This is a genomic window from Nodosilinea sp. FACHB-131 (assembly GCF_014695395.1).
Taxonomy (GTDB): domain Bacteria; phylum Cyanobacteriota; class Cyanobacteriia; order Phormidesmidales; family Phormidesmidaceae; genus Nodosilinea.
The window spans coordinates 1-22,673 of sequence record NZ_JACJOF010000012.1 but is presented as its reverse complement, the minus strand read 5'-3'; the positions used below and the strand labels follow the sequence as shown (position 1 = coordinate 22,673).

Here is a 22,673-nt window from a genome sequence, read left to right as displayed (position 1 = left end):
ATGTCATAAAAAGTCTTGGGGTTACTTCAAGTCTCTGCCGAGTGTCTGCTAAACTAACGAAGAACTACTTCTTGGAAGCGTGGCTGAGTGGTCGAAAGCGCCTCCCTGCTAAGGAGGTAGGGGAGTAAACCTTCCCTCGTGGGTTCAAATCCCACCGCTTCCGTATTTTGAGTCTACAAAAGCAGCTGGTATGAGCACTCATACCAGCTGCTTTTGTCTGTAAACTAGGGGCTTTTCAAGATACGGGTGTACTCAAGGTTCTCCTGTACTGTAGGCTGAGAATGATGGTGCTAATGTACCCATGATTCCCAAGCACATTGCCCTCAAAAATTTTCTCAGCTATCGCAATGCCAGCCTAGACTTCAACGGGCTGCACGTAGTTTGCGTGGCGGGGCCCAACGGCGCGGGCAAGTCGTCGCTGCTAGAGGCGATCGCCTGGGCCCTCTGGGGCCAGAGCCGCGTAGCGGCCGATGACGACATTATTCACCAGGGCGAAATGGAGGCCCAGGTAACGTTTCAGTTTCACCAGGGTGACCACACCTACCGGGTGATGCGCAGCCGCCACCGCAGCCAGGGCACCAGTCTAGAGTTTCAGGTGCACACCGAGGAGGGCTGGCGGGTGCTGACCCAGCGCGGGGTGCGGGCCACTCAACTGCTGATCTGTCGCCACCTGCGGCTCGACTACGACACTTTTATCAACTCGGCCTACCTGCGCCAGGGCGGGGCCGACGACTTTATGCTGAAGCGGCCCGGCGAGCGCAAACAAATTCTGGCCGATCTGCTCAAGTTGCACCAGTACGACCACCTGGCTGAGGGTGCGAAAGAGCAGGCTCGTCAGGCCAAGGCCGAGGCTGCCCTGCGTCAAACTCAGCTCGACGAACTCACCGCTGCCCTAGCCGACTACGAACCGACGCTACAGCGCCAGGCTCAGCTTCAGCAGACGCTGCACGATATCGATCAGGCTCAGGAGCGCGATCGCCAGCAGCAGCAACAGCTTCGCACCCTTGAGCAAGCCCACTACGCCTACGATCAGCAGCTTCAGATGCAGCGGCAGCAGCGGCAGCACCTGACGGCTCTTTTGCACCAAACTGAAACGTCTCTGGCGGCGCTGACCCGCGAGCAGCACCAGCAGGAGCAGCGTTTGGCCCAGGCCGCCGAGATTGAGACCGGTCTAGCTAAACTGGCCGGTTTAGAGGCGGAAGATGCCCAGCTCAACCAGCACTTCCAACGCTACCAGGCGCTAGAGGCGCAGCGTCAGAGCTTAGAAGCCGAGTGGCAAGCCCAGTCGGCCGAGACCCGCACACGTCTGGGGCAAACCCAGCTACAGCTGGCAGCATTGCAGGCCCAGATCGCCGATTTAGACGCGGCTCTACTGCAAAGCGAAGCCGTTGATGCGGCCCGCCAGCAGTTTCTTACCGCCAAAGCCCGCCTGAAACACCTAGATGCGCTTCAGCTTCAGTCCGAACCCTTGCAGCAGCGACGACGACAGCTAGAGAGCGGGCTACAGCAGGCCCAAACCCGGCTTCAAACCCGGCTAGAAGAACTCGCCGCCGCCGCCCAGCAGCTCCAGCAGGATCAGGGGAATCCGCCCCAGCTAGTAGCTACCGCCCAGGAGGTGTCAAAAACCCTGAGCTATTTGGAGCAGCGCCGAGCCTACCAGGAGCAAGTGCGCGAGAAGGGGTTAGAGCGCCGCAGCTTTATGGAGGTGCTTCAGTCTAATCAGCGCGCCTGCGAAACCCAAATTGCTCAAATTGGCCAAAAGCTTGGCATGCTGGCTCAACCGGAGGCCGTCTGCCCGCTGTGCGATCGCGCCCTCAAGCCCCGTCACCGCGCTCTGGTTGAAGGTCGTCATCGCCAGCAGCAGCAAGAACTGCAAGAAGAGATTTGGGTCATTCGCGAGCAGCTAGCTGTTTCAGAGCGCGAAATTCAGGTGCTGCGACAGGAGTATCGAGCGGTCGAAGCCGAACTGGAGGCCTACGCTCCAGTGCTCCAGAAGCAGGGCCAGCTCACAGCGGAGATGGCCTCCCAGGCCACCGTCCACGAGCGGCTTCAGGCCCTAGAGGCCGAGCAGCAGCGCCTAGAGCAGTCCCTCACCGAGAACCAGTACGCCCTCGACCTGCGCACGGAGCTGCACCAGATCAACAACACCCTGGCCCAGCTGGCCTACGACGATCGCGACCATGCCCTAACTCGGGGCCAAGTCAATCGGCTGCGCTGGGCTGAGATTAAGCACCACGAGCTGGCCCAGGCGCGACGCCGACGGCAGCAGCTCGAGCGACGGCAGCAGCAGCTTGAGGCCGACCAAACTGCCCTTGAGACTGAGTTGACCCAGCTCCAGGTTGGCACTCAAGGCCAGGCCTTAGTGGCCGCCCAAGCCGCCCTTGAGCAGCTCAGTTACCGCATTGACCATCACCAGCAGGTGCGCCAGGCCCTGCTAGCAGCCCAAGTCTGGCGCCAGCGCCACCGGGAGCTAGAAGCAGCCCGCCAGCAGCAGCCCCAGCGACAGATTCAGATCGAGGGACTTCAGGCTCAGGAGCGGCAGCAGCGCCAGGAGCTAGAGCAGTTGAGCGCGGCGATTGCCACCCTAGAGGAGCAGCACCAGGCCCTAGCCTACGATGCGGATGCTCTAGAACAGTTAGAGCGGGCGATCGCCGCTCGTCAGCAACAGCGCGATGCTCTCCTAGCCCAGCTAGGTGCCCTCGGTCAGGCCCGCCAGCACCTCGACGATCTGCACCAGGGGCTAGCCCAAAAGCAGCAAGAGCTGGCTGCCGTTCGCCAGCGCCAGCGGGTCTACCAAGAACTGGCCCAGGCCTTTGGCCACAACGGCATCCAGGCGCTGATGATCGAAAACCTGCTGCCCCAGCTAGAGGCCGAAACCAACAACCTGCTGGGTCGCCTCAGTGCTCACCAGCTCCACGTGCAGTTCGCCACCCAGCGGGCCACCAAGCGGGGCCAAGGGGTAATCGACACGCTAGATATTTTAATTGCCGACTCCCGGGGCACCCGCCCGTATGAAACCTACTCGGGTGGGGAGGCCTTTCGGGTTAACTTTGCCCTCCGGCTAGCCCTGGCCCGGCTACTGGCCCAGCGATCGGGGCTGGCGCTACAGCTGCTGATTATCGATGAGGGCTTTGGCACCCAGGATCAGCAGGGGTGCGATCGCCTCATTGCCGCCATCAACGCGATCGCCGCCGACTTTGCCTGCATTCTTACCGTCACCCATATTCCCCATTTTCGAGCGGCCTTTCAAACTCGCATCGATGTAGCGAAAACTCCCCAGGGATCGCAACTTTCCCTCTCAGCCTAGAACAGCCCCAAACCCTGTAAACCTTTGAGTAGCTTCTCAGAGTTTTATTAACATTCTTTTTAGATTTTAAGAATTTCCCTTCTGGCTACCCCAGAAATATGTCTTCTGGAATGCAATACAGCCTAGCCAATCGCTTTAATCTAAAGGGTAAGAGCCTGCGGAATCAAGGCGGGCTGAGTATTAATGACCATTCACGACTGCCTTCATAAATGTTACAGTTGTTTACATATTCCATTAATAACCTTTTACCTATGAGCGTTGTTGGCCCCCTTTTAGAAATTGGTATCGCCGCCGTTGCTGCCGGTCTCATTCTCAAGCGTCAGGCTGAGGAAGCGGCTCTAGAGTCTGAGCCCATCCCGGTGCCAGTGCGCGATCGCCGTTAGGTTACGGGCTTACCGTCATCTCTGCGCCAGACAACTATTGCTTTCCTGGGCTTTGAGCCCTGCCGTTCCCCGTCGCTCTCTCCTCACTGTGCCGCTATGAGAACTGTGCAAAATTCCACCGACCTAGTTCGCACTTACCTAAAAGAAATCGGTAAGGTACCTTTGCTGACCCACGAGGAAGAAATCGTGTTGGGTAAGCAGGTGCAAAAGCTGTCGGCTCTAGAGGCCAAGCGGCATGCTTTAGAAGAGACAGCCGGCCATGGGTTGACCCTGGAACAGTGGGCCAATGCCGTTGACATGCCTCTACCTGATCTCAAGGCGATCGTGCGCGACGGCAACTTGGCCAAGCGCAAGATGGTAGAAGCCAACCTGCGTCTCGTGGTCTCAGTAGCTAAGAAATATATCAAGCGCAATGTTGATCTGCTCGACCTGATTCAGGAAGGCACCATCGGTATGCAGCGCGGGGTAGAAAAATTTGACCCCACCAAGGGCTACCGGTTCTCTACCTACGCCTACTGGTGGATTCGCCAGGCGATTACTCGCGCTATCGCCGAGAAAAGCCGCACCATTCGCCTGCCCATTCACATTACCGAAAAGCTCAACAAGCTGAAGAAAGCCCAGCGCACTCTGTCTCAGCGCTACGGCCGAGCAGCCACGGTGGCTGAGCTGGCCATCGAGTGCGACCTGACCGCCAAGCAGGTGCGTGACTACCTAGAGAAGTCTCGTCAGCCCCTCTCCCTAGATCTCAAGGTGGGCGATAACCAGGACACTGAACTGGGCGAACTGCTCGAAGACGACGGCCCCTCGCCAGAAGATTTCGCCACCCAGGTCTCACTACGCCAGGATTTGGAGCGGCTGATGGGTGATCTCACTCCCCAGCAGCGAGAGGTGCTTTCCCTCCGCTTCGGTTTGTCCGACGGCAAAACCATGACCCTGGCCAAGATCGGTGACCTGCTCTCCATTAGCCGTGAGCGAGTGCGCCAGATTGAGCGGGAGGCTCTGACCAAATTGCGCAAGCGCCAGTCTGACATTCGCGAGTATTTGGCCAGCTAGAGCAACTGCGCCTTCTGCAGGGTCGTAACGCGATCGCACTGAACCCATAGCCCGAGGAAGTTTTCCTTCGGGCTATCTTTTTGACGTTGGGCAGAGCGCTGCTTCAAAAGCGGGGGCTCCTGCGGACCAAGGCTAACAACTGTAGCCCAATTGACCAAACTGGGGAGATCCCGCATTCTAGAGTGGTTCTAGCTAGATTTGCCCCAACTGAGGAGTCCCCATGAGCTATCGCATGGACCGCCGTGCCTACGCCGAAACCTTTGGCCCGACGGTAGGCGATCGCGTTCGCTTAGCGGACACAGAGCTGATCATTGAGGTCGAGCAAGACTTCACCACCTACGGGGACGAGGTGAAATTTGGCGGCGGCAAGGTGATCCGTGACGGCATGGGGCAGTCGCCGATCGGGCGCGACGCGGGCGCGGTGGATATGGTCATCACCAACGCTCTAATTTTGGACTGGTGGGGCATTGTCAAAGCCGACATTGGCATTAGAGACGGCAAAATCGACAAAATTGGTAAGGCAGGCAACCCCTACATTCAAGACAATGTCGACATCATCATTGGCCCCGGCACCGAGGTAGTGGCCGGAGAAGGCATGATTGTCACCGCTGGCGGCATTGACAGCCACATTCATTTCATTTGCCCTCAGCAGATCGACACTGCGATCGCCTCTGGCATCACCACCATGATCGGCGGCGGCACTGGCCCGGCCACCGGTACCAACGCCACCACCTGCACCCCCGGCGCTTGGAACATTTGGCGCATGCTGCAAGCCGCCGATGCTTTCCCCATGAACCTGGGCTTTTTGGGCAAGGGCAACAGCGCTCAGCCAGAGGGGTTGGTGGAGCAGGTGAAAGCGGGTGCCATGGGCCTCAAGCTTCACGAAGACTGGGGCACAACCCCGGCCACCATCGACACCTGTCTGGGAGTAGCTGACGAGTACGATGTCCAGGTGGCGATCCATTCCGACACCCTCAACGAAGCGGGCTTTGTCGAAGACACCATCGCCGCCTTCAAAAACCGGGTGATTCACACCTACCACACCGAAGGGGCTGGCGGCGGCCACGCGCCGGACATCATTAAGGTGTGCGGTGAGGCCAACGTGCTGCCCTCATCGACCAACCCCACCCGGCCCTACACCCGCAACACCCTCGACGAACACCTTGACATGCTGATGGTGTGCCACCACCTCAGCCCCAGCATTCCCGAAGATATCGCCTTTGCCGAGTCGCGCATTCGCCGCGAAACCATCGCCGCCGAAGACATCCTCCATGACCTAGGTGCCTTCAGCATGATCGCCTCCGACTCCCAGGCTATGGGTCGGGTGGGTGAAGTGGTGATTCGCACCTGGCAGACCGCCCACAAAATGAAGGTGCAGCGCGGGCCGCTGGCAGAGGACAGCGATCGCAACGACAACCACCGAGCCAAGCGCTACGTGGCCAAATACACCATCAACCCCGCCATTACCCACGGCATCGCTAACCATGTAGGTTCTATCGAAGCGGGTAAGCTGGCTGATATTTGCCTGTGGCGGCCCGCCTTTTTTGGGGTAAAACCTGAGATTGTGATCAAGGGCGGTTTGATTGCCTGGGCGCAGATGGGCGATGCCAACGCCAGCATCCCGACGCCGCAGCCGGTACACATGCGGCCGATGTTTGGCAGTTTCGGGGGGGCGATCGCCGCTACCTCCCTCAGCTTTATTTCCCAGGCTGCGATGGATCTGGGCATTCCTGAACACATTGGTCTCGCCAAATCTACCGCCGCTGTAGCTAACTGCCGCAGCCTTAGCAAGGCCGATATGAAGCTCAACGCCTACCAGCCTCACATGGAGGTCAACGTCGAAACTTACGAAGTGCGAGCCGATGGCGAGTTGCTGACCTGTGAACCGGCCGATGTCTTGCCCATGGCCCAGCGATACTTTCTGTTTTAACCCTAGGCAAATTAAGCGCATCCCCAACGATGGGGCCAGGGTGGATGTATCAACCTCGTTGGATGATTGGGCAGCTGTCGACCAGCAAGGCCAGTCAATAGCTCAATTGGGAAACACCAGTGATTAACTGAAGACTTGTCGGAAGACGTTTACAATGGCCTAACTAACCCAAGCTAAAATAGCGGCAAAATCGAAGCCCGCACGCTGGTTGTTGAGGCAGAGCAAACGCTAGCTAGCAGTGAGTTACTGAAGCCATCAGTTAGCCGGGCAGGGTGGGCCGAAACATTAAGTGACAAAGTGTTGTCTAAAACCGGTATTGACGGTTGGTGCTAAAGCTAGAACACAGCCCTAAACGATAACGAGATTGTCTGTTGCGCCCCAAAATGCCCTAGCAGTTGGCCTTGAACTAACCACGCAAGTTCCTAAAAGCAGAAATAATTGGCAGTTACCATAATTTTGTTGCGAATGTCATTGACCGGTGGCAGATTTTCAATTGTCCACAGTACAATAAAATGGTACTGAAACCTTTGTTTCAGTTCACTCCTCACACCACACTCCGCCCGGGCCATTGGTCTGGGCGGTTCCTTATTTGAAGGGGCTTCGGCTTGAAAACGCTGAAATACGGCTAGTTTAGCTGAGTTAGCATCCATCCCCTCGATAGATATTGACCACTCGCCTAAGAAGCCGGGGATTGGCTATGATAAGATTGCGTGTGGTTAATAACGGCAAGGAACACAAGGCATGGCAGCCGCTCAGGTAACAGACTCTACGTTTAAGCAAGAAGTTCTTGAAAGCACCGTTCCCGTACTGGTTGACTTCTGGGCTCCCTGGTGTGGCCCTTGCCGTATGGTGGCTCCGGTAGTCGAAGAAATTTCTGAGCAATACGACGGCCAAATCAAGGTCGTTAAGGTCAATACCGACGAGAATCCAAGCGTGGCTAGCCAGTACGGTATTCGCAGTATCCCCACCCTGATGATCTTCAAAGAGGGGCAGCGGGTTGATATGGTAGTGGGCGCTGTACCCAAAACCACCCTGGCAAACACCCTTGAAAAGTATCTCTAGGTCCACCCTTCTCTGATTAGATCTACTCAAGATTAGCCACACGGTGTGACGAAGGCGATCGCTTTAACCTTTGCACCAAGCGTCCGCAAAGACACATCGTCGCAGGTTTAGTCACTAGCTGATTAACATTTACACAGCCCTCTAGCGTTGGATAGTCCCCGCTAGAGGGTTTTTGCACGGCAGGGGGCAAAATTGTCGCTAGAATGGGGTGCTACCTCTATGGACCCAACAGCGTATGGTTGCGCTTCCCTCAAATTTACCCTCTAGCGTTCAGGCCGATTTGGCCGCGGTGTTTGAGCAATTGCCTCACCTAGAGCATGGCAAGATCATTCGCCAGGTGCTAGAGACCATTCTGCGCATGATGGGACGGGAGGCAGACCGACTCGATTGGAAGATTTTGAATTCCGCTCTGCTGGACATGGAGCAGGGATTTCAGGTTTTTTACCCCTACCGGCACACCCGCAAAATTACTATCTTTGGCTCAGCTCGTACGGGGGCGATCAGCCCCGATTATCAGCTAGCCGAGAAGTTTGCCAAGCAGATAACCGAGCTGGGCTTTATGGTTATGACCGGCGCCGGGGGCGGCATCATGGAGGCGGGTAACGCTGGGGCTGGCGCAGAGCAATCTTTTGGGTTAAATATTCAGCTACCTTTTGAGCAGGGCGCCAACCCGGTGATGGAGGGCGACCCTAAGCTGATCAATTTCAAGTATTTCTTTACCCGCAAGCTGTTTTTCCTGCGCGAAAGTGATGCCCTGGTGCTGTTTCCGGGAGGGTTTGGCACCCAAGACGAAGCCTTTGAGTCGCTGACGCTGATTCAGACTGGTAAGGCTGACCCAATGCCTATCGTCATGGTCGATCATCCCGGCGGCAACTACTGGCAAGGGTGGAATAACTACATCTGCGAGCACCTGCTGAGCCGAGGGTTAATCAGTCCTGACGACCCCAGCTTGTACACCATTACTGACAACGTCGATGACGCCTGCCATGCGATCAGCAGTTTTTATCGGGTATATCATTCCTGTCGCTATACCAGCGATCGCCTGATCATTCGCCTCAAGAGCGATTTGCCCAAGGGCGCTATCGACCTGCTCAATCAGGAATTTGGCGACATTTTAGCTAAGGGAACAATTGAAAAGTCTGCCGCCCTGCCCGAGGAGCAGAAAGACGAAACCATCGCGTTGCCTCGGTTGGTGATGCATTTTAACAACCGCGACTTTGGCAGGCTGCACCAGTTGATCTGGCGGCTCAACGATCTGGGCGACCATCGCCCTGAAGCCCAGCACCCCGAGCAGAAGTAGGCGATGTAGGTGGATGGGTGGTGGGTGGACGGGTAGGTGGGTGGTCATCCCTCCCTCAACCCAACGTGTTTTCACGTCTGTAATCTTTTACTCCTGCACCCGCCTACTCACTTACCCACTACCCACCAACTCCCCAATGACCCAGGTTCAAGCGTTTTTAGAGCAGCTTTACCACGAGTTTAAGGGAGTTTCTGAAGGTCGAGTGGCGTCTTATATTCCTGAGCTGGCGCGGGCCAACCCCGACTGGTTCGGCATTAGCATTGTCACCCTCGACGGCCGCGCCTACGAGGTGGGGGATGTAACGCAAAAATTTACCATTCAATCAATTTCAAAGGTGTTTGTCTACGCCATGGCCCTAGAGGACTATGGTCGTGAAAAACTGCTCAAAAAAGTGGGAGTAGAGCCCACTGGGGATCCGTTTAATTCCCTAATCCGGCTAGATGAGGACTCTAAGCGTCCAGATAACCCGATGGTGAATGCGGGGGCGATCGCCACCACCGGCCTGATTCCCGGCAAAGACCCCGCAGAACGACTCAACCGACTGCTGGCCATGTTTCAGCGCTATGTTGGCAACGAGGTATTTGTCGATGTATCTACCTTCATGTCGGAGCGCTCTACTGGGCACCGCAATCGGGCCATGGCTCACCTGATGCTCAACTTTGGCATGATCGACCAGCCGATCGATGAAGCGCTCGACCTGTACTTTCAACAGTGTGCGGTGCTGGTTACAGCCCATGACCTGGCAGTGATGGCCGCAACCCTAGCTAACCAGGGCATCAACCCCGTCACCGGGCAGCGAGCCGTGGGAGCGGAGCATGTGCGCGATATTCTCAGCGTTATGTACACCTGCGGCATGTATAACTTTGCTGGAGAATGGGCCTTTCGAGTCGGTATTCCGGCCAAGAGTGGAGTCTCAGGCGGTATTCTCGCCGTCGTGCCAAATCAGGCCGGCATCGCCGTGTTTTCGCCGCCCCTCGACAGTCGCGGCAACAGCGTGCGCGGGCTCAAAGTATTTGAGGCCCTATCGCAAGAATACGGGTTTCATTTGTTTGATCTATCCCTTGGCCACTGCCGCTTTTCCCAGGCTGTTCAACCCCTAGATATCATGGCCGTAGATGCTTAGCCCCCCGCTTGCTCACACTAGGGACAGCTCTGGCTTTTGGCCAGGCTGAACTAGACTGGGCCGTTCTGCAGCGGGCTTAGTGACAAATTCCACCACTTTGCCTAGATCCTTGAACATCTTGCCTTCGATGTCGCGGCGGTAGGCCTCAACCACTGAGGTGGCGCGGAAGTAGCGCAGGGCATCGGTGAGATAGCGCACGTGACGCTCTTCGTCGTGCAGCACTGACTCAAGCGCGGCCCGAGTGGCGGTGAGATGGTCAGGTAGAGCCTTGAGAATGCAGCGAAAGCCCCTTACCCCCAGCTCTTCGGCTAGCAGCACGCTGGCCAGTAGGTGAGGTAAGGGGGCCGCTGCTAAATCATCGACCTGGTGATAGCGCCGCATGGAGGACTCGCCCACGCTAGAGAGCGACTGCTGAGCAGCCTCGCTGTCTAAGTCGATAAAGTAGCCCTCGCGTTCAACGGCTTTAGTAAAGATCTGAGCGTGACGCACCTCGTCGCTGACGTGGCGCTGCATCTGCTCATCAAGCCAGGAAGGAATCTCGGCTGCTTTAGCAGAGCGAATATGGGCGACGGTGCGACTGCCTTCAGCCTCTTGCAGCGCTAGGGAGGCAAACAGGTGGGGTCGCCGCTGGGGGTTGGCGGTGCTCTGGCTATAGTAAATGGCGCTAAAACCAATGAATAGATAGTGCTGGAGCATGGCTAAGAGAAGTTGAGGGCACGGATCCTGTTGGCTATTGTAGAAATTTCTAACTGTTTGTGCCGCCTGGCCTACCCGTTCAACGTATAAAGCCGCAGTAACCCAGGTCACTGCGGCTTTATACGTTGTTGAGAACAAATTTCAGAGGACAATAACCACGATTGACTTCACCAGGCCAGTGGAGGCTAACGGCCTAACGAATCTATTCTCTAAGCCAAATCATCGTCCTCTTCAAGGCCGGCGCTCACGGTCGCCACTGGAGACAGGGGTTCATCAGGAATTGTGGGCTCAGCTGGGGCCGGCGGACCACTGGGAGTCGGAGGCTCAACGGGGGTGGGAAATGGAGGTGTTACTGGTGGGGCAGGAATCGGCGAAATGGAGGGCTGCGGCTCCGGTTCTGGAATGCCTAGCTGCTGACGGGCCTGAGCTAGCAGATAAGCCGTGCTTGACTGCACGGTGTCGAGCAGCGCCTGACCAGTAGAGGTCATCGATTGGGCATCGGTGGGGTCTTTTTCACTGAGACCGATGTACCAGGCGCGGGTGCTGCGCCCTAGGCCAACCGCAGTGCGGTAAAACCATTCGGCCCCCACAAAGGCTAGGCAAACAACTAGCCACAGCAGCAGGCCCACTTCGCGCAAAATATCCCAGGTGCGGGCAAGGGCTTTCTTGTAGATGTCGCCCGTGTCGGCGGAAAATAATAGCTGGCTAACAGTATTGGCCTGCTCTTTGATCGTATCCATAGGTATAACTCTCCAATAGCTGGGCACGGTTGGGGTAATGACGGCCCTCTGCTGACAGGGTAGGTGTGGAGTCTATGGGGTAGCTATGGCAGGGTTAACCCCAGACCAAGCTTGGCCATCAAGCCCCCTCGCTCCAAATTTTTTTAAGCACCTGGTCGGGGGTAATGTCGGCCAGGGTACCGGTGGAGGAGGTTAAGGCAACCAAGCGATCTTCGCCTGCGGTGATGGCCTGGACTCTGCTATTGCCAGAGAACAGCCCCAGGGTGTAGACGTTGAGGGCGATCGCCAGCGCTAGGGGATATCCCTCTACCGCTACTAACAGGTTAGCGGCCGCAATTAATGCTGCCGTCTGTCCTGGGGTTTCAGGTCGCAAAACCTTAAGATTGGGCAGGGCGCTGGCGATCGCCCCTGTCTGGGGAGCCGCATCGTCGGTTTGTAGTAGGGCCAGGGGCAGGTCGGGCTGGCGCTGCTGAAAATCTTTGAGAATGGCGATCCAGCTTTCGGTGGGGTAGGTGGTGTCGCTGGCGGTGGCACCGGGGTACACCAGCACATAGCCATTCGTCAGCCCGTTGCTCTGACGCAGATTGTCTACGGCAGTCAAATCTTTGCGGGGCACATTCACAGAGAGGGCAGGCGGAGTACCGGTGACGTTGATCAGCTTGAGCAGATCGCCGTAGTGGGCGGCCTCAGCAGAGCGGGGCACCGTTGCCGTCATCAGCAGATCGTTGGCAGACCCGCCGTAACCCAGGCGGGTGGGCACACCACTCAGCCACAACAGCAGGGCAATGGACCAGGAGTCGGTTAGGGTCAGGGCCACATCGAACTCGCGATCGCGCACAATCCCCAACAGGTTGGCCCAGTCGGCAGGGCTGTTGCTGGCCTCAAAGTTGTAGGGCACAACTTCGTCAACCCCCTTAGAGAGCTGATAAATAGCCGTAGCGCTAGGGGCCGCAACTACTGATACCTCAGCATTTTCGAAGCTATCCTTGATCTGATTGATGACCGGAAAGAAGCTCAGCTGCGTCTCCGTTTCTCCTGGAACAAGAGCCAGTACCCGCATATGTTACGTCCATGCCTGTTCGCAAGTATTGTAGTGGAACCTGGCCAAGGTTTAGGGGATATGTGGCCTACAAAATGAATTAAATTTCACCCTAGGGGATAAAAACTCCCCGATTTGCCCAGCCCGTTATGGTTTTGCCCTGTGTCTATATCCCCCGTTCACGTGCTCATCCCCGCCGCCGGCAGCGGTCGTCGCATGGGGGCCGATCGCAACAAAGTGCTCCTTGATCTGCTCGGTCAGCCGATTATCGCCTGGACGCTAAAGGCCGCCGCTCAGGCCAAGGCTGTGGTTTGGATCGGGGTAATTTGCCAGGCGGGCGATCGCCCTACCCTAGAAACCATTGCCAAGTCGCTCCACCTGTCTAAACCCGTGGCCTTCATCGATGGCGGCACGACTCGCCAGGAGTCGGTCTACAACGGGCTGCAATCGCTGCCCGCCCAAGCCACCCACGTGCTAATTCACGACGGAGCCCGCTGCCTAGCTACTCCAGACCTGTTTGATCGCTGCGCTGCCGCCCTAGACACTTGTCCCGGACTCGTGGCGGCGGTGCCCGTCAAAGACACGATCAAAGTTGTAGATGCCAACCAGCGAGTTGAGACCACTCCCGATCGCCAGCAGCTATGGGCCGCTCAAACCCCCCAGGGCTTTGATGTGGCTTTGCTGAAGCAGTGCCATCAGCAGGGCATTGAGCAAGGCTGGAGTGTCACCGACGATGCCGCTCTGTTCGAAAAGTGTAATCTGTCGGTGCAGGTGGTGCCCGGCGAAGAGACCAACCTCAAGGTGACGACGCCAATGGATTTGGCAATCGCAGAATTCATACTAAAACAGCGCCTGAGTTAGCCAAGAGGCCTCCCCAAGCGCTGCTTCTAGATCCCAGGTTTTTGGTTCTAGAGGTCGCCGCCGCGCAAAAACAGCAGAAACACAATCACTGGGCCAGCGATGACAATCATGGCAAGCATGGTCAGCTGGGCAATGAGCTCGAAATTAATATTGCTCAAAAAACCACTCAGAAAGCTCATGAGACCTCCCAACACAAGGCGACTGGACTGATATAAACTTCATTACAATCCCAGAAGTGGAGTTTTGCCCGTAGAAAAGCTACAGACCCCGCTCTGGGCTTGGCGTAAAGCTTGCTTATCGGAGCTTATTTTACCTGCTAACGCCGCCCCTATTTTAGATAACTTAACAAAATTCTAAGGCAGCACCGCTTGCCTCTCTAACGCTAGGCCTGAGACGGCCAAAGGACAGTCAATGGCCACCTGGCAATGTGTAAAATCCTGTGGGGCCTGCTGCTTCTTGGCCCCCGACGAACGCCCCGACCTCGACTCCTATCTCAAACCTGACCAGCTGGCGCTGTACTTGAGCATGGTGGGCGAAGACGGCTGGTGCATTCACTATGATGCGGGCGATCGCCTCTGCACCATCTACTCCGACCGACCGAGCTTCTGCCGCGTTACCTTTAGCACCTTCGAAAACATGTTTGGCATTGAGGCCCACGAGCTCGACGACTTTGCCATTGACTGCTGCCAGGAGCATATTGCCGACATCTACGGCGAAGCTAGCCCAGAAATGGAGCGGTTCACTCAAGCGGTGGGGATAGAGGAGTGATTGGGTAGGGGTTGAGGAAGGTGAGGAAGATAGGGGAGTGAGAAAGATGACGGAGGAGGGCAAGGTAAGGGGGCTGGGGTTGCGGTTTCGCTGACTCTTGCAGATAATGAAAGCATTATGAAATCTCAGGCAGTACTCAACGGTCTCGGCGTTGCTCTGTGCCCAACCTTGTGACCGCTCAGTTAACCTGCCTTTTACCCTATTGTGTCTATTTCTAGCTCTCTCCCCCCCTCTGCTACCGCCGTCGAAGCCAAGCCTTCCACCTTGAGTCGAGCGGCCTTTTGGCGGGTTTTTGGCTCTACATTTATCACTATTTTTTTGGCTGAACTAGGTGACAAAACCCAGGTGACTACGCTGCTCATGAGTGCCCAGTCTCAGGCACCTTGGATCGTTTTTTTAGGTGCTGGCACCGCCTTGATCAGCACTAGCCTCATCGGCGTACTGCTGGGGCAGTGGCTAGCTCGCCGCGTTTCCCCTGCTACCCTCGACACCGCCGCTGGCACCATGCTCATCGGCATCACCGTCTGTCTCCTCTGGGACATCGTCCACCTCTAGCCCACCTCCAACTCAAAGCGGCCCCATAAGCACATCCCATCTCCCCTACCCTCCTCATCTCCCTCACCCCCTTAACCCATCCACCCCTACCCCATCACTCCCCTCCCCATGGATTGGAACCTTCTTGCCGTCAGTTTTACTGCTGTGTTCATCTCAGAGCTGGGGGATAAAAGCCAGCTGGCGGCGATCGCCCTCGGAGGCAGCTCAAAGTCTCCTCGCGCCGTGTTCCTGGGCACCGCCGCCGCCCTGCTGCTGGCCAGCTTGCTGGGGGTAATTGTGGGAGAAGGCACCGCCCAAATTTTGCCAGAGCGATTGGTCAAAGCCGTTGCTGCTGTTGGGTTTGCCCTGCTGGCTGTCAAGCTGCTGTGGCCCGCCGCCAGCGACGATTAAGCGGGTTAAAACTCAATCTGGTCAATCACACCTCGCAGGGTCTGGGCTGAGTGCAGCAGCAGCTCCTCCTCATGGGGACTGAGCAGCATATTCAACCGCCGGCTCACCCCAGTGCGCCCCACCACCGCAGGCATGCTTAGACACAGGTCCTGAACGCCAAAGATTTCATCGACCACGCAGCTTACCGTCAGCACCCGGTTTTGGTCGCGCACAATCGACTGCACAATCTGCGTCACCGCCAGACCAACTGCGTAGTTGGTGTATCCTTTGCGACGGATGATTTCGTAGGCGGCGTTTTTGGTCTGCTGAAAGATCTCGTCCATGGCCTGGCGATCGCCATCGGCCATACCGTCGTAGTAGAGGGGGGTGCCGCAGACATTGGCATGGCTCCAAAACGGCACCTCGCTGTCGCCGTGTTCGCCAATGATGTAGGCATGCAGGCTGCGCGGGTCAATGCCCAAGCGACGCGATAGCAAATAGCGAAACCGCCCCGTGTCCAGCACTGTGCCGGAGCCAAATACCCGAGACTTGGGCAGTCCCGACAGCTTCCAGGCGGCGTAGGTGAGCACGTCTACAGGGTTAGACACCACCAGCAAAATGGCCTCAGGGCAGTGGGCAACAATATCGGGGATCAGCTTTTTGAGAATTTCGACGTTTTTTTGCACCAGATCTAGGCGAGTTTCGCCGTCTTTTTGGGCTGCCCCAGCGGTAAGCACTACCACGTCGGCCCCAGCGGCATCGGCCATGGTGCCCGCCTTAATTAGCGTTGGCTCGACAAAGGACATGCCCTGCTCTAGATCCATCACCTCGCCGATCAGCTTGTCCTGGTTGAGGTCCACCAGCACCATTTCATCCAGCACGTTTTGGATCATCATGGCGTAGGCGCAGGCCAACCCCACCTGGCCGGCTCCCACAATCACCCCCTTCAGGGGTCGCAGCGGATCGGTTTGCAGGTCGGTCAGCGGATTAGAGGTAAAAAGGCTATCAAACATAGGAAAGACTTCCTGGTTTACGGGCCAATGCCTTAATAAACCACGGTCTAGTCAGATTGTCCTATCCTCAGCCCTTTACCTCGATGGCATTTAATGGCTGTTAAGACGGTATAGAGGGTTGCGATGCGGCGTTGCTTTGCCGAGCACTGACCAGGCTCTCTAAGCGAGCCTTGAGATCTTTGGTGAGCTGCGCTGCCCCGGCCTTTAGTGCCTCAGGAGAATCCTCACCCTGGAGGTAAGCCTGTACCGACAGTGGAGCGCCAATGTGAATTTGAGCCGAACTACGCCAGCCTGGATAAGCCGCGCCATAGTAAATGTCTACCGGCAGCACCTGTACACCCAATCCAGTTCTGGCGGCCTCGGCCTGCACTGCCAATCTAGCCAAACCGGGCTTGAGGCCGTGGATTTTGTCCTCTCGACGAATGCCCCCTTCGGGATAGATCACCAGCATCTCGCCCTCTAGCAGCAGCTCGATGCCGTGGCGCAGGCTGGCTACCGTAGGCCGCCGCACATTGACCGCGAACCCTCCTAAGCGACGAATAAACCATCCCTGGAGACCCTTGACCTCGTCAGCGGTGACCATGAAGCGCAGGTCGCGGCCGGTAATGGCTCGGCCGGCGGCGTAGGGCAGCAAAATCGAGTCCCAGCGGGCTCGGTGGGTAGGTGCCAAAATGACTGGCCCAGTTGTAGGCACATAGTGCTGCCCCGTAATAGTGATGGGGCCAAAGTAGGCGGGCACCACTAGGTGGCGGCCCAGAAAATAGGCTAGGGGAGTCAGCACTGGTGAGCAGCGCGATTGGGCAGGGGCGATCGCCCCACCCCTAACCAACCCAGCCGACGATTCAGGAAGCTCAGAGGATTTCATAGGAAGGCGTAATACAGGAGCCATGATCAGCTAAATCCCAATAGTGCCGATGTTAGGCCTTCCCAGTATGCCCGTCGCTAGCTACCACAGAGCTGCGATCGGAAACAAAACGGGTCTGACCCTGGTCTACATGCTTTACACTACAGCCCTCACCAGAGGACGCAAACCCGGCTCAGGACAGTTCAGTTGGTGTCATGGTGAGCGGGGGGCGGCGCTGCTCTTGACGACGCTGCTGAAACCACTGCTGAAGCTGTTGACGGCAAGGTTCGGCCAAAACGCCGGTCACCACCCTGAGCCGATGGTTAGAGGCCGGGCCATCGGGCAGATTTAGCACCGATCGCACCGCTCCCGATTTGGGGTCGTGGGTACCGTATACCAGCAGCCCTAGGCGGCTCAGAACAATTGCTCCAGCACACATCGGGCAGGGCTCAAGGGTGACGTAGAGCGTGCAGTCGTTGAGATGCCAGTTGCCCAACTGGCGCGCAGCCTGCCGTAACGCCAGCACCTCAGCATGGGCAGTGGGGTCTTGATCTTGCTCTCGCCGATTGCCCACCTCCGCCAGCACCTTATCCTCAGGGCCAACCACTACTGCTCCCACCGGCACATCCCCCGCAGCTCCGGCGGTCTCAGCCAGTTCTAGGGCCCGCAGCATCCAGCGGTGATGGCGCAGAGCGGCCTCATCAGTCAGCTCCTGGAAGGGCAGATTTTGGGAGGACAGGTCGTAGGGCATAGGAGGTCACTCAAGCAACCACAACAGGATTTAGCCTACCCATAGTAGATCAGAGCATTCTTCAAGCATTGCTTTCCCAAAGTAAACCCCCTTTGTCGGCCCTAGGTCGACAAAGGGGGGGAGATGTTTTGACGCAATACTGTCTGTAGCTTTGGAGCTCAGGCTAGATGGCAAGCCAGATGACGTGACCTCAACAATTCCAAGGTTTAGATATAAGCCGAGATATCTTCGCCGCATTCGTCGGCTAGGTAACAAAGGGCCCGAAATCGCAGCTCGACCAATTCGTTGTAGAGGGGGTTGAGCTTGCACAGGGGCGGAATGTGAGCCACCGAGCGACCCAGCAGCACAATATCGCGCTCAAAGGGGCACTGGGCGGGGATCAACTCTGCCACCTTACGGGCGCGGCGAGGGGTCTCAACCCGCAGGCGGCTGACCCACTGGCGTAGCGGACGAAATAGGTCTAGAGGGGCTTGGCCTGCAGTGTGCAGCCCGTGACGGAGGGAAGATAGAAAGCAATTCATGGTTAAACCTCTCGCAAGTCCAACAATTGAGACTGTCTGAGAAACGGTCGAGCACTGAGTCTGGACTTGGTATGGAAACTCAATACTGGATGGAGCGAACATAGAACCCACTTAGACGTTGGTGAGCCTTTTGCTTAAGCTAAAGAATTCCCTTAGCCATCAGGTAAAGTATCAACAAAGCTCATTGGATTTCCACTAAAGCTCCGATAAAGAGTTACTTCAACAGGGTCGGCAGCAATTCCGGAAAGGCTTGTGGCATATGAGATACAGATTGTTTTTGGAGCAAAAATGGCGCATTAATATCGAGTAGTTCTACTGAAGTGTCCTGTGTCTAATTATTTCGGGTAAAGGTGATTTTTGCGTGAATGCCATGACACTTTTGCAACTGGGTATACCGTCTGTTCCTTCTCTCTATGCAGCTCATTTTTCTGTATAGAACACTACCTAATCTGATACCATCGGCGATGAACTTTTGAGGCACTGAGTCATGGCCAAATATGTGATGTGGGGCAGCTATTGTGAGGATGTGCTTGAAAAGCGGGCTCCCTTTCGAGCGGCGCATCTCCAGGGATTGCAGCAGCAAAAAGACGACGGCTTGTTGGTAGCCCTAGGCCCAACCACTGACAACAGCAAAGTGTTCGGCATTTACGAGGCTGAAAGCGAGGCTGCTGTGCGGCAGTTGGTGGAGGACGACCCCTACTGGAAAAACGGCGTTTGGACAGAGTATGAGGTCTATGCCTGGAACCAGGTGTTTTAGGCGTGCCAGGGTTTTCAATAGTCTTGGCTACACTGGCGGTCATTTCCCATTAAAATGACCTCGTTCGGGTTCATCGACCAGGGCATAGTTCCCCATAATGTCTTCAGTGAGGTGCCGTGGCTAAGTTAGCTCCTACCCAAATCGAGCAGCTCCAAAGTATCGGGGCGTACCTACGCCAGGTGCGTCAGGAGCAAGGGCTGGCCATCGACATGCTAGCCAACCAAATTTTTATCCGCCCAGCTCTATTGAAGGCATTGGAATCGGGGCATGATGCTGAGCTACCCGAGCCAGTGTTTATTCAAGGATTCATTCGTCGCTATGCCGAAGCCTTGGGCCTTGATGGTCAAACCATTGCCCAAGAGTTTCGAGTCACGCCGGTGAATGTGCTACCGACCCCAGAGCTGATCCAACAGGCCGACACGAACGGCACTGCCGCACCGAAACCCCACACGAACGGCACTGCGGCACCGAAGCCTCCTAGCCCTAGCCCTCAGACGAGCGATCGCATCCCCTCGACAGCGCCTGACCCGGCGGGCCGGTCGTCGCTGCCGCTAGTGCTGAGCCTAGCTGCTCTGGCGGCAGTTTTGGGGTTGGGAGCCTGGGGGCTGTTTGGGCGCAGCAACGCGCCATCTCAAGCCAATAACGACAATTCAGGGGCGGAAACAACCTCTGAGACCGCCAGTACTGGCGCCGCAACTCCGGCACCAGCGGAGACTACGACCCCAACAGAGGAACCGCTAGAGGCCGAAGCTGAATCCAATGCTCCCCTGGAAGCACCGGTGGTAGTCAGCGCGAACCTGAGCGATCGCTCCTGGCTCAGCGTGGTAGCCGACGGTGAGAACGTTTACGAAGGCGTTGCCGAGAAGGGCTTTGAAGAGACCTGGACGGCCGAAACCAGCCTGACCTTGAGGACGGGTAACGCGGGGGGGGTAGAGCTGTCAGTCAATGGCGATCGCGCTGTCGTCATGGGTGCTTCTGGAGTAGTTAGAACTCTCACCGTAACCCCTGATTCGGGAGTAGAGAGCGTTGAGTCGCCTTAGGCTGGGCCATTATCCCAAGCTAGCGAAATCATGGGCTTACAATAGAAGCGATCGTCCTACTGCTCACCTGCCCAACCTATGACACCGCCCACCGAGCTTGAGAGCGCCACCACCGAGACGGCTATTCTTAATGGTGACACCGCTGACCTCGACGAAGTGCCCTACGATGTCGAGATGTCGCTGTTTGATCACCTGGAAGAACTGCGGCAGCGCATTTTTTACAGCCTAATTGCCGTGGTGCTAGCCATTGTGGTCTGCTTCTGGCAGGTGAGGCCCATTGTCAGCCTACTGGAGGTGCCAGCCCAGGGGGTAAAGTTTTTGCAGCTGTCGCCAGGGGAGTACTTTTTTGTCTCCTTTAAGGTGGCGGGTTACAGCGGGTTGGTAGCCGCCAGCCCATTTATTCTCTATCAGGTAGTGTTGTTTGTGCTGCCGGGGTTAACTCGACGGGAGCGGCGACTGGTAGGGCCGCTGGTGTTGGGGTCGAGCGTGCTGTTTTTTGCCGGGCTGCTGTTTGCCTACGTGGCGCTGATTCCGGCGGCGCTGAACTTTTTTATCAGCTACGGAGCCGATGTGGTTGAGCAGTTGTGGTCGATCGATCGCTACTTTGAGTTTGTGCTGCTGCTGCTGTTTAGCACTGGGTTAGCTTTTCAGATTCCGATTCTACAAATGCTGCTGGGGCTGCTAGGCATCGTTAACTCTGACCAAATGCTCAAGGGCTGGCGCTACGTCCTGCTGGGGGCGGCGGTGCTGGGGGCAGTGCTCACCCCTTCTACTGACCCAGTCACCCAAAGCCTGCTGGCGGGAGCAGTGCTGTTTCTCTACTTTGGCGGCATTGGTCTGGTGAAGGCGATCGGGCGATAGCGTTGGGATTGCAGGGGTAAAAGGTTTAGGGTTTAGGGGCGGTGGCCAGCCCTCAGGGGCCAACAGTTTTGGTCCTCAAGCCGTTTTAGTCAACCAAAGTCTAAGCTCTAGCTTTTAACCGATACCTTTTCCGCAGGCTTTCAGGTTAGGATCAAGCCGTCGCTACGGACTGACTCAATGTTTTTAGACGAGCTTACTCCCTTTGTGCAAGAGCTGACCGCTCACCCTGTGGCGTTTTTGGGTGGGCTAACCTCGGGGCTGCTGCGGCTTAGTCTATCGGACGACCCTGTCAAAAGCTGGCTGCAGAACCAAGGGATCACACCTACAGGCGGAGATAGTGGTGGATGGGGAGGCAGCGATCGCAATGGCGGTCCCCAAAGCATTTCAATTGATTAATTAGATGCACGCTGAATTGGCGCTGAACTCGTCTCCGGGACAAGATTGGGTGCAAGGCGCTGTGACTATGCCCAGTTCTGCTGGGGCAAGAGCTCTTCTACCCAGCGCTTGACCCGCTGCGTTAGGGCCTGAAGCTGATCGCTCGACTGCCGGGCTGCCGCTGCTGTCAAGGTACGGCGGTAGTCGGCGATCGCACAGTTCCAGTCGCCGCGCAGGTGGTAGGTACGGCCCCGCTCAGCATAGATAAACTCGGGCAGCTGATGAAACATCAGCGCTTCGTCAAAGCAGTCTAGAGCGCGATCGAGGGCACCCATCTGCCGCAGGGTAGCGCCCATATTGATGCGGGCGCGACCGTTGAAAGGGTTGAGATCAACGGCCTGTTCGTAATCGTCGAGAGCGGCGGGCAGGTCACCCAGGGCCGCATGGCACATGGCCCGGTTGTTGTAGGCCTGATCGAGGTCGGGGTTGAGCCGAATGGCGCGATCGCAGTCAGCTAGAGCGGCGTAAGGTTGACCTAGCCACAATTGCACCAGACCCCGGTTGCTGTAGTACATCGCCCGCTGGGGATGGCGCTCAACTAGCTGATCTAGCAGGTGCAGCGCCTGGGAATACTGTTGCCGCTTGACCGCTGCCGCCGCCAGTCGGCTGAGGGTATCGTCGTCGGTGGTGTAAGACCCAGTCACCGAGTCGTGGGCCGGGGGCTGGGCCGCCGAGTCAACCGGAGGCAGACCCGGCGGTTGAAGGGGCAGCATGCAAACCAGAGGCTGTTGTGATCGGTAGATGTGCATAGTTTTAGTCCTGTCGTGTGCTCATAAACCGTTAAATCAATTCAGCGGGAGAGCAGAGGTTAAAACCCCTAAGCTCGTGCCCCCGAAGCAGGAACTGTTTATAGAGTCCCATCTTGGCTGATGGGGTCTGGACGAACCTGTGGCAGTTGTCGAGCTGGCTAGGTCTAGCGGCGAAGGCCCACTGATCGTTCAAACGAGATCTCCGCTGGCGCTATGTCTGTAATCCTGCCTGATGTTGCTATAGTCGCATCTCCCCCCTGGGGTCTAAACCGGAAAAAAACGGAGGTTAAACCCGCCTTTTGGCGGCTTAACCTCCGTTTAAGGTCATAACCTAAGGGAATATACCGAAAATCTACATGTAGTTTCTTGTGGTTAGGTAATGACTTTGTAACCGCCTGAGTATTTATAGCTGTGGTCATCTAGGTTAGGACGCGGCTTGCTTGAGCACGACTTCAATAGCGGCACGTAAGCCGTCGGCATGGGGGAGGTGTTTGCGAATCCGGCTCTTTAACCACC

At 56.7% G+C, this 22,673-nt stretch carries 24 protein-coding genes and 1 tRNA gene; 16 read left to right on the top strand and 9 right to left on the bottom strand.

Going from position 1 to position 22,673, the window contains the following annotated elements:
• Window positions 1-73 precede the first annotated feature (73 nt).
• The 8 genes from H6F75_RS07270 to glsA all read left to right on the top strand — a co-directional run bounded on the left by H6F75_RS07270 (window position 74) and on the right by glsA (window position 10,158).
• Window positions 74-163: transfer RNA gene (locus tag H6F75_RS07270), tRNA-Ser, on the top strand.
• Window positions 164-301: 138 nt separating this feature from the next.
• Window positions 302-3,307: an SMC family ATPase gene (locus H6F75_RS07265; RefSeq protein ID WP_190750675.1), complete on the top strand. Its 3,006-nt coding sequence runs from the start codon at window positions 302-304 to the stop codon at window positions 3,305-3,307.
• Window positions 3,308-3,558: 251 nt separating this feature from the next.
• Window positions 3,559-3,690, top strand: a complete 132-nt coding sequence (locus tag H6F75_RS28440) for a hypothetical protein (RefSeq protein ID WP_277874242.1) — start codon at window positions 3,559-3,561, stop codon at window positions 3,688-3,690.
• A 96-nt stretch (window positions 3,691-3,786) separates the two neighbouring features.
• A complete protein-coding gene (locus tag H6F75_RS07260; RefSeq protein ID WP_073606734.1) occupies window positions 3,787-4,743 on the top strand; it encodes an RNA polymerase sigma factor, RpoD/SigA family in 957 nt (318 codons plus the stop codon).
• Between the two features lie 220 nt (window positions 4,744-4,963).
• The gene (gene ureC, locus H6F75_RS07255; protein WP_190750673.1) at window positions 4,964-6,673 is read left to right on the top strand and encodes an urease subunit alpha; all 1,710 of its coding nucleotides are present in this window, start codon (window positions 4,964-4,966) and stop codon (window positions 6,671-6,673) included.
• 741 nt (window positions 6,674-7,414) lie between these two features.
• The gene (gene trxA, locus H6F75_RS07250; protein WP_190514528.1) at window positions 7,415-7,735 is read left to right on the top strand and encodes a thioredoxin; all 321 of its coding nucleotides are present in this window, start codon (window positions 7,415-7,417) and stop codon (window positions 7,733-7,735) included.
• A 235-nt stretch (window positions 7,736-7,970) separates the two neighbouring features.
• The gene (locus tag H6F75_RS07245; RefSeq protein ID WP_190750671.1) at window positions 7,971-9,035 is read left to right on the top strand and encodes an LOG family protein; all 1,065 of its coding nucleotides are present in this window, start codon (window positions 7,971-7,973) and stop codon (window positions 9,033-9,035) included.
• Window positions 9,036-9,171: 136 nt separating this feature from the next.
• Complete coding sequence (gene glsA, locus H6F75_RS07240; protein ID WP_190750669.1) at window positions 9,172-10,158, top strand: glutaminase A; 987 nt, start codon at window positions 9,172-9,174, stop codon at window positions 10,156-10,158.
• Window positions 10,159-10,170: 12 nt separating this feature from the next.
• Here glsA and H6F75_RS07235 read toward each other — a convergent pair whose 3' ends face one another.
• The 3 genes from H6F75_RS07235 to H6F75_RS07225 all read right to left on the bottom strand — a co-directional run bounded on the left by H6F75_RS07235 (window position 10,171) and on the right by H6F75_RS07225 (window position 12,654).
• Window positions 10,171-10,854, bottom strand: coding sequence for a ferritin-like domain-containing protein (locus H6F75_RS07235; protein WP_190750667.1), 684 nt, complete (start codon window positions 10,852-10,854; stop codon window positions 10,171-10,173).
• A gap of 209 nt (window positions 10,855-11,063) precedes the next feature.
• Window positions 11,064-11,594 carry a hypothetical protein gene (locus H6F75_RS07230; protein WP_190750665.1) on the bottom strand — a complete coding sequence of 177 codons (531 nt, stop codon included), beginning with the start codon at window positions 11,592-11,594 and terminating at the stop codon, window positions 11,064-11,066.
• 118 nt (window positions 11,595-11,712) lie between these two features.
• Window positions 11,713-12,654, bottom strand: coding sequence for a glycosyltransferase family 9 protein (locus tag H6F75_RS07225; protein ID WP_190750663.1), 942 nt, complete (start codon window positions 12,652-12,654; stop codon window positions 11,713-11,715).
• A gap of 147 nt (window positions 12,655-12,801) precedes the next feature.
• Between H6F75_RS07225 and ispD the strand changes: the two genes are divergently transcribed.
• Window positions 12,802-13,494 (top strand): 2-C-methyl-D-erythritol 4-phosphate cytidylyltransferase, encoded by a 693-nt coding sequence (gene ispD, locus H6F75_RS07220; protein WP_190751062.1) that lies wholly within the window; start codon window positions 12,802-12,804, stop codon window positions 13,492-13,494.
• A 47-nt stretch (window positions 13,495-13,541) separates the two neighbouring features.
• Here the strand turns inward: ispD and H6F75_RS07215 are convergent, their stop codons facing one another.
• On the bottom strand, window positions 13,542-13,673 hold the full coding sequence (locus tag H6F75_RS07215) for a photosystem II reaction center protein Ycf12 (RefSeq protein ID WP_073606726.1): 132 nt from the start codon (window positions 13,671-13,673) through the stop codon (window positions 13,542-13,544).
• Window positions 13,674-13,905: 232 nt separating this feature from the next.
• On the opposite strand from H6F75_RS07215, the gene H6F75_RS07210 reads away from it, so the two are divergent.
• The 3 genes from H6F75_RS07210 (at window position 13,906) to H6F75_RS07200 (ending at window position 15,207) form a co-directional block, all read left to right on the top strand.
• The gene (locus H6F75_RS07210) at window positions 13,906-14,262 is read left to right on the top strand and encodes a YkgJ family cysteine cluster protein (RefSeq protein WP_190750661.1); all 357 of its coding nucleotides are present in this window, start codon (window positions 13,906-13,908) and stop codon (window positions 14,260-14,262) included.
• Between the two features lie 204 nt (window positions 14,263-14,466).
• Window positions 14,467-14,817 carry a TMEM165/GDT1 family protein gene (locus H6F75_RS07205; RefSeq protein ID WP_347710620.1) on the top strand — a complete coding sequence of 117 codons (351 nt, stop codon included), beginning with the start codon at window positions 14,467-14,469 and terminating at the stop codon, window positions 14,815-14,817.
• Between the two features lie 108 nt (window positions 14,818-14,925).
• Window positions 14,926-15,207 (top strand): TMEM165/GDT1 family protein, encoded by a 282-nt coding sequence (locus H6F75_RS07200; protein WP_073606723.1) that lies wholly within the window; start codon window positions 14,926-14,928, stop codon window positions 15,205-15,207.
• Window positions 15,208-15,212: 5 nt separating this feature from the next.
• On the opposite strand, the gene H6F75_RS07195 is transcribed toward H6F75_RS07200, so the two are convergent.
• From H6F75_RS07195 to H6F75_RS07180, 4 genes are all read right to left on the bottom strand, one after another.
• Entirely contained in the window at window positions 15,213-16,136 is a 924-nt protein-coding gene (locus H6F75_RS07195; RefSeq protein ID WP_190751058.1) for an L-lactate dehydrogenase, read from the bottom strand.
• 163 nt (window positions 16,137-16,299) lie between these two features.
• Window positions 16,300-17,064 carry a 1-acyl-sn-glycerol-3-phosphate acyltransferase gene (locus H6F75_RS07190; protein WP_190750658.1) on the bottom strand — a complete coding sequence of 255 codons (765 nt, stop codon included), beginning with the start codon at window positions 17,062-17,064 and terminating at the stop codon, window positions 16,300-16,302.
• Window positions 17,065-17,236: 172 nt separating this feature from the next.
• Window positions 17,237-17,794, bottom strand: a complete 558-nt coding sequence (tadA, locus tag H6F75_RS07185) for a tRNA adenosine(34) deaminase TadA (RefSeq protein ID WP_190750656.1) — start codon at window positions 17,792-17,794, stop codon at window positions 17,237-17,239.
• Window positions 17,795-18,000: 206 nt separating this feature from the next.
• On the bottom strand, window positions 18,001-18,315 hold the full coding sequence (locus H6F75_RS07180; RefSeq protein ID WP_190750654.1) for a Mo-dependent nitrogenase C-terminal domain-containing protein: 315 nt from the start codon (window positions 18,313-18,315) through the stop codon (window positions 18,001-18,003).
• Between the two features lie 487 nt (window positions 18,316-18,802).
• On the opposite strand from H6F75_RS07180, the gene H6F75_RS07175 reads away from it, so the two are divergent.
• The 4 genes from H6F75_RS07175 (at window position 18,803) to H6F75_RS07160 (ending at window position 21,369) form a co-directional block, all read left to right on the top strand.
• Window positions 18,803-19,072, top strand: coding sequence for a YciI family protein (locus H6F75_RS07175; protein WP_190750652.1), 270 nt, complete (start codon window positions 18,803-18,805; stop codon window positions 19,070-19,072).
• A gap of 116 nt (window positions 19,073-19,188) precedes the next feature.
• Window positions 19,189-20,112: a helix-turn-helix domain-containing protein gene (locus H6F75_RS07170; protein ID WP_190750650.1), complete on the top strand. Its 924-nt coding sequence runs from the start codon at window positions 19,189-19,191 to the stop codon at window positions 20,110-20,112.
• Window positions 20,113-20,190: 78 nt separating this feature from the next.
• Window positions 20,191-20,973 (top strand): twin-arginine translocase subunit TatC, encoded by a 783-nt coding sequence (gene tatC / locus H6F75_RS07165; RefSeq protein ID WP_190750649.1) that lies wholly within the window; start codon window positions 20,191-20,193, stop codon window positions 20,971-20,973.
• A 177-nt stretch (window positions 20,974-21,150) separates the two neighbouring features.
• Window positions 21,151-21,369 carry a hypothetical protein gene (locus tag H6F75_RS07160; protein ID WP_190750647.1) on the top strand — a complete coding sequence of 73 codons (219 nt, stop codon included), beginning with the start codon at window positions 21,151-21,153 and terminating at the stop codon, window positions 21,367-21,369.
• Window positions 21,370-21,434: 65 nt separating this feature from the next.
• Here the strand turns inward: H6F75_RS07160 and H6F75_RS07155 are convergent, their stop codons facing one another.
• A complete protein-coding gene (locus tag H6F75_RS07155) occupies window positions 21,435-22,157 on the bottom strand; it encodes a tetratricopeptide repeat protein (protein WP_190750645.1) in 723 nt (240 codons plus the stop codon).
• Between the last annotated feature and the right edge of the window lie 516 nt (window positions 22,158-22,673).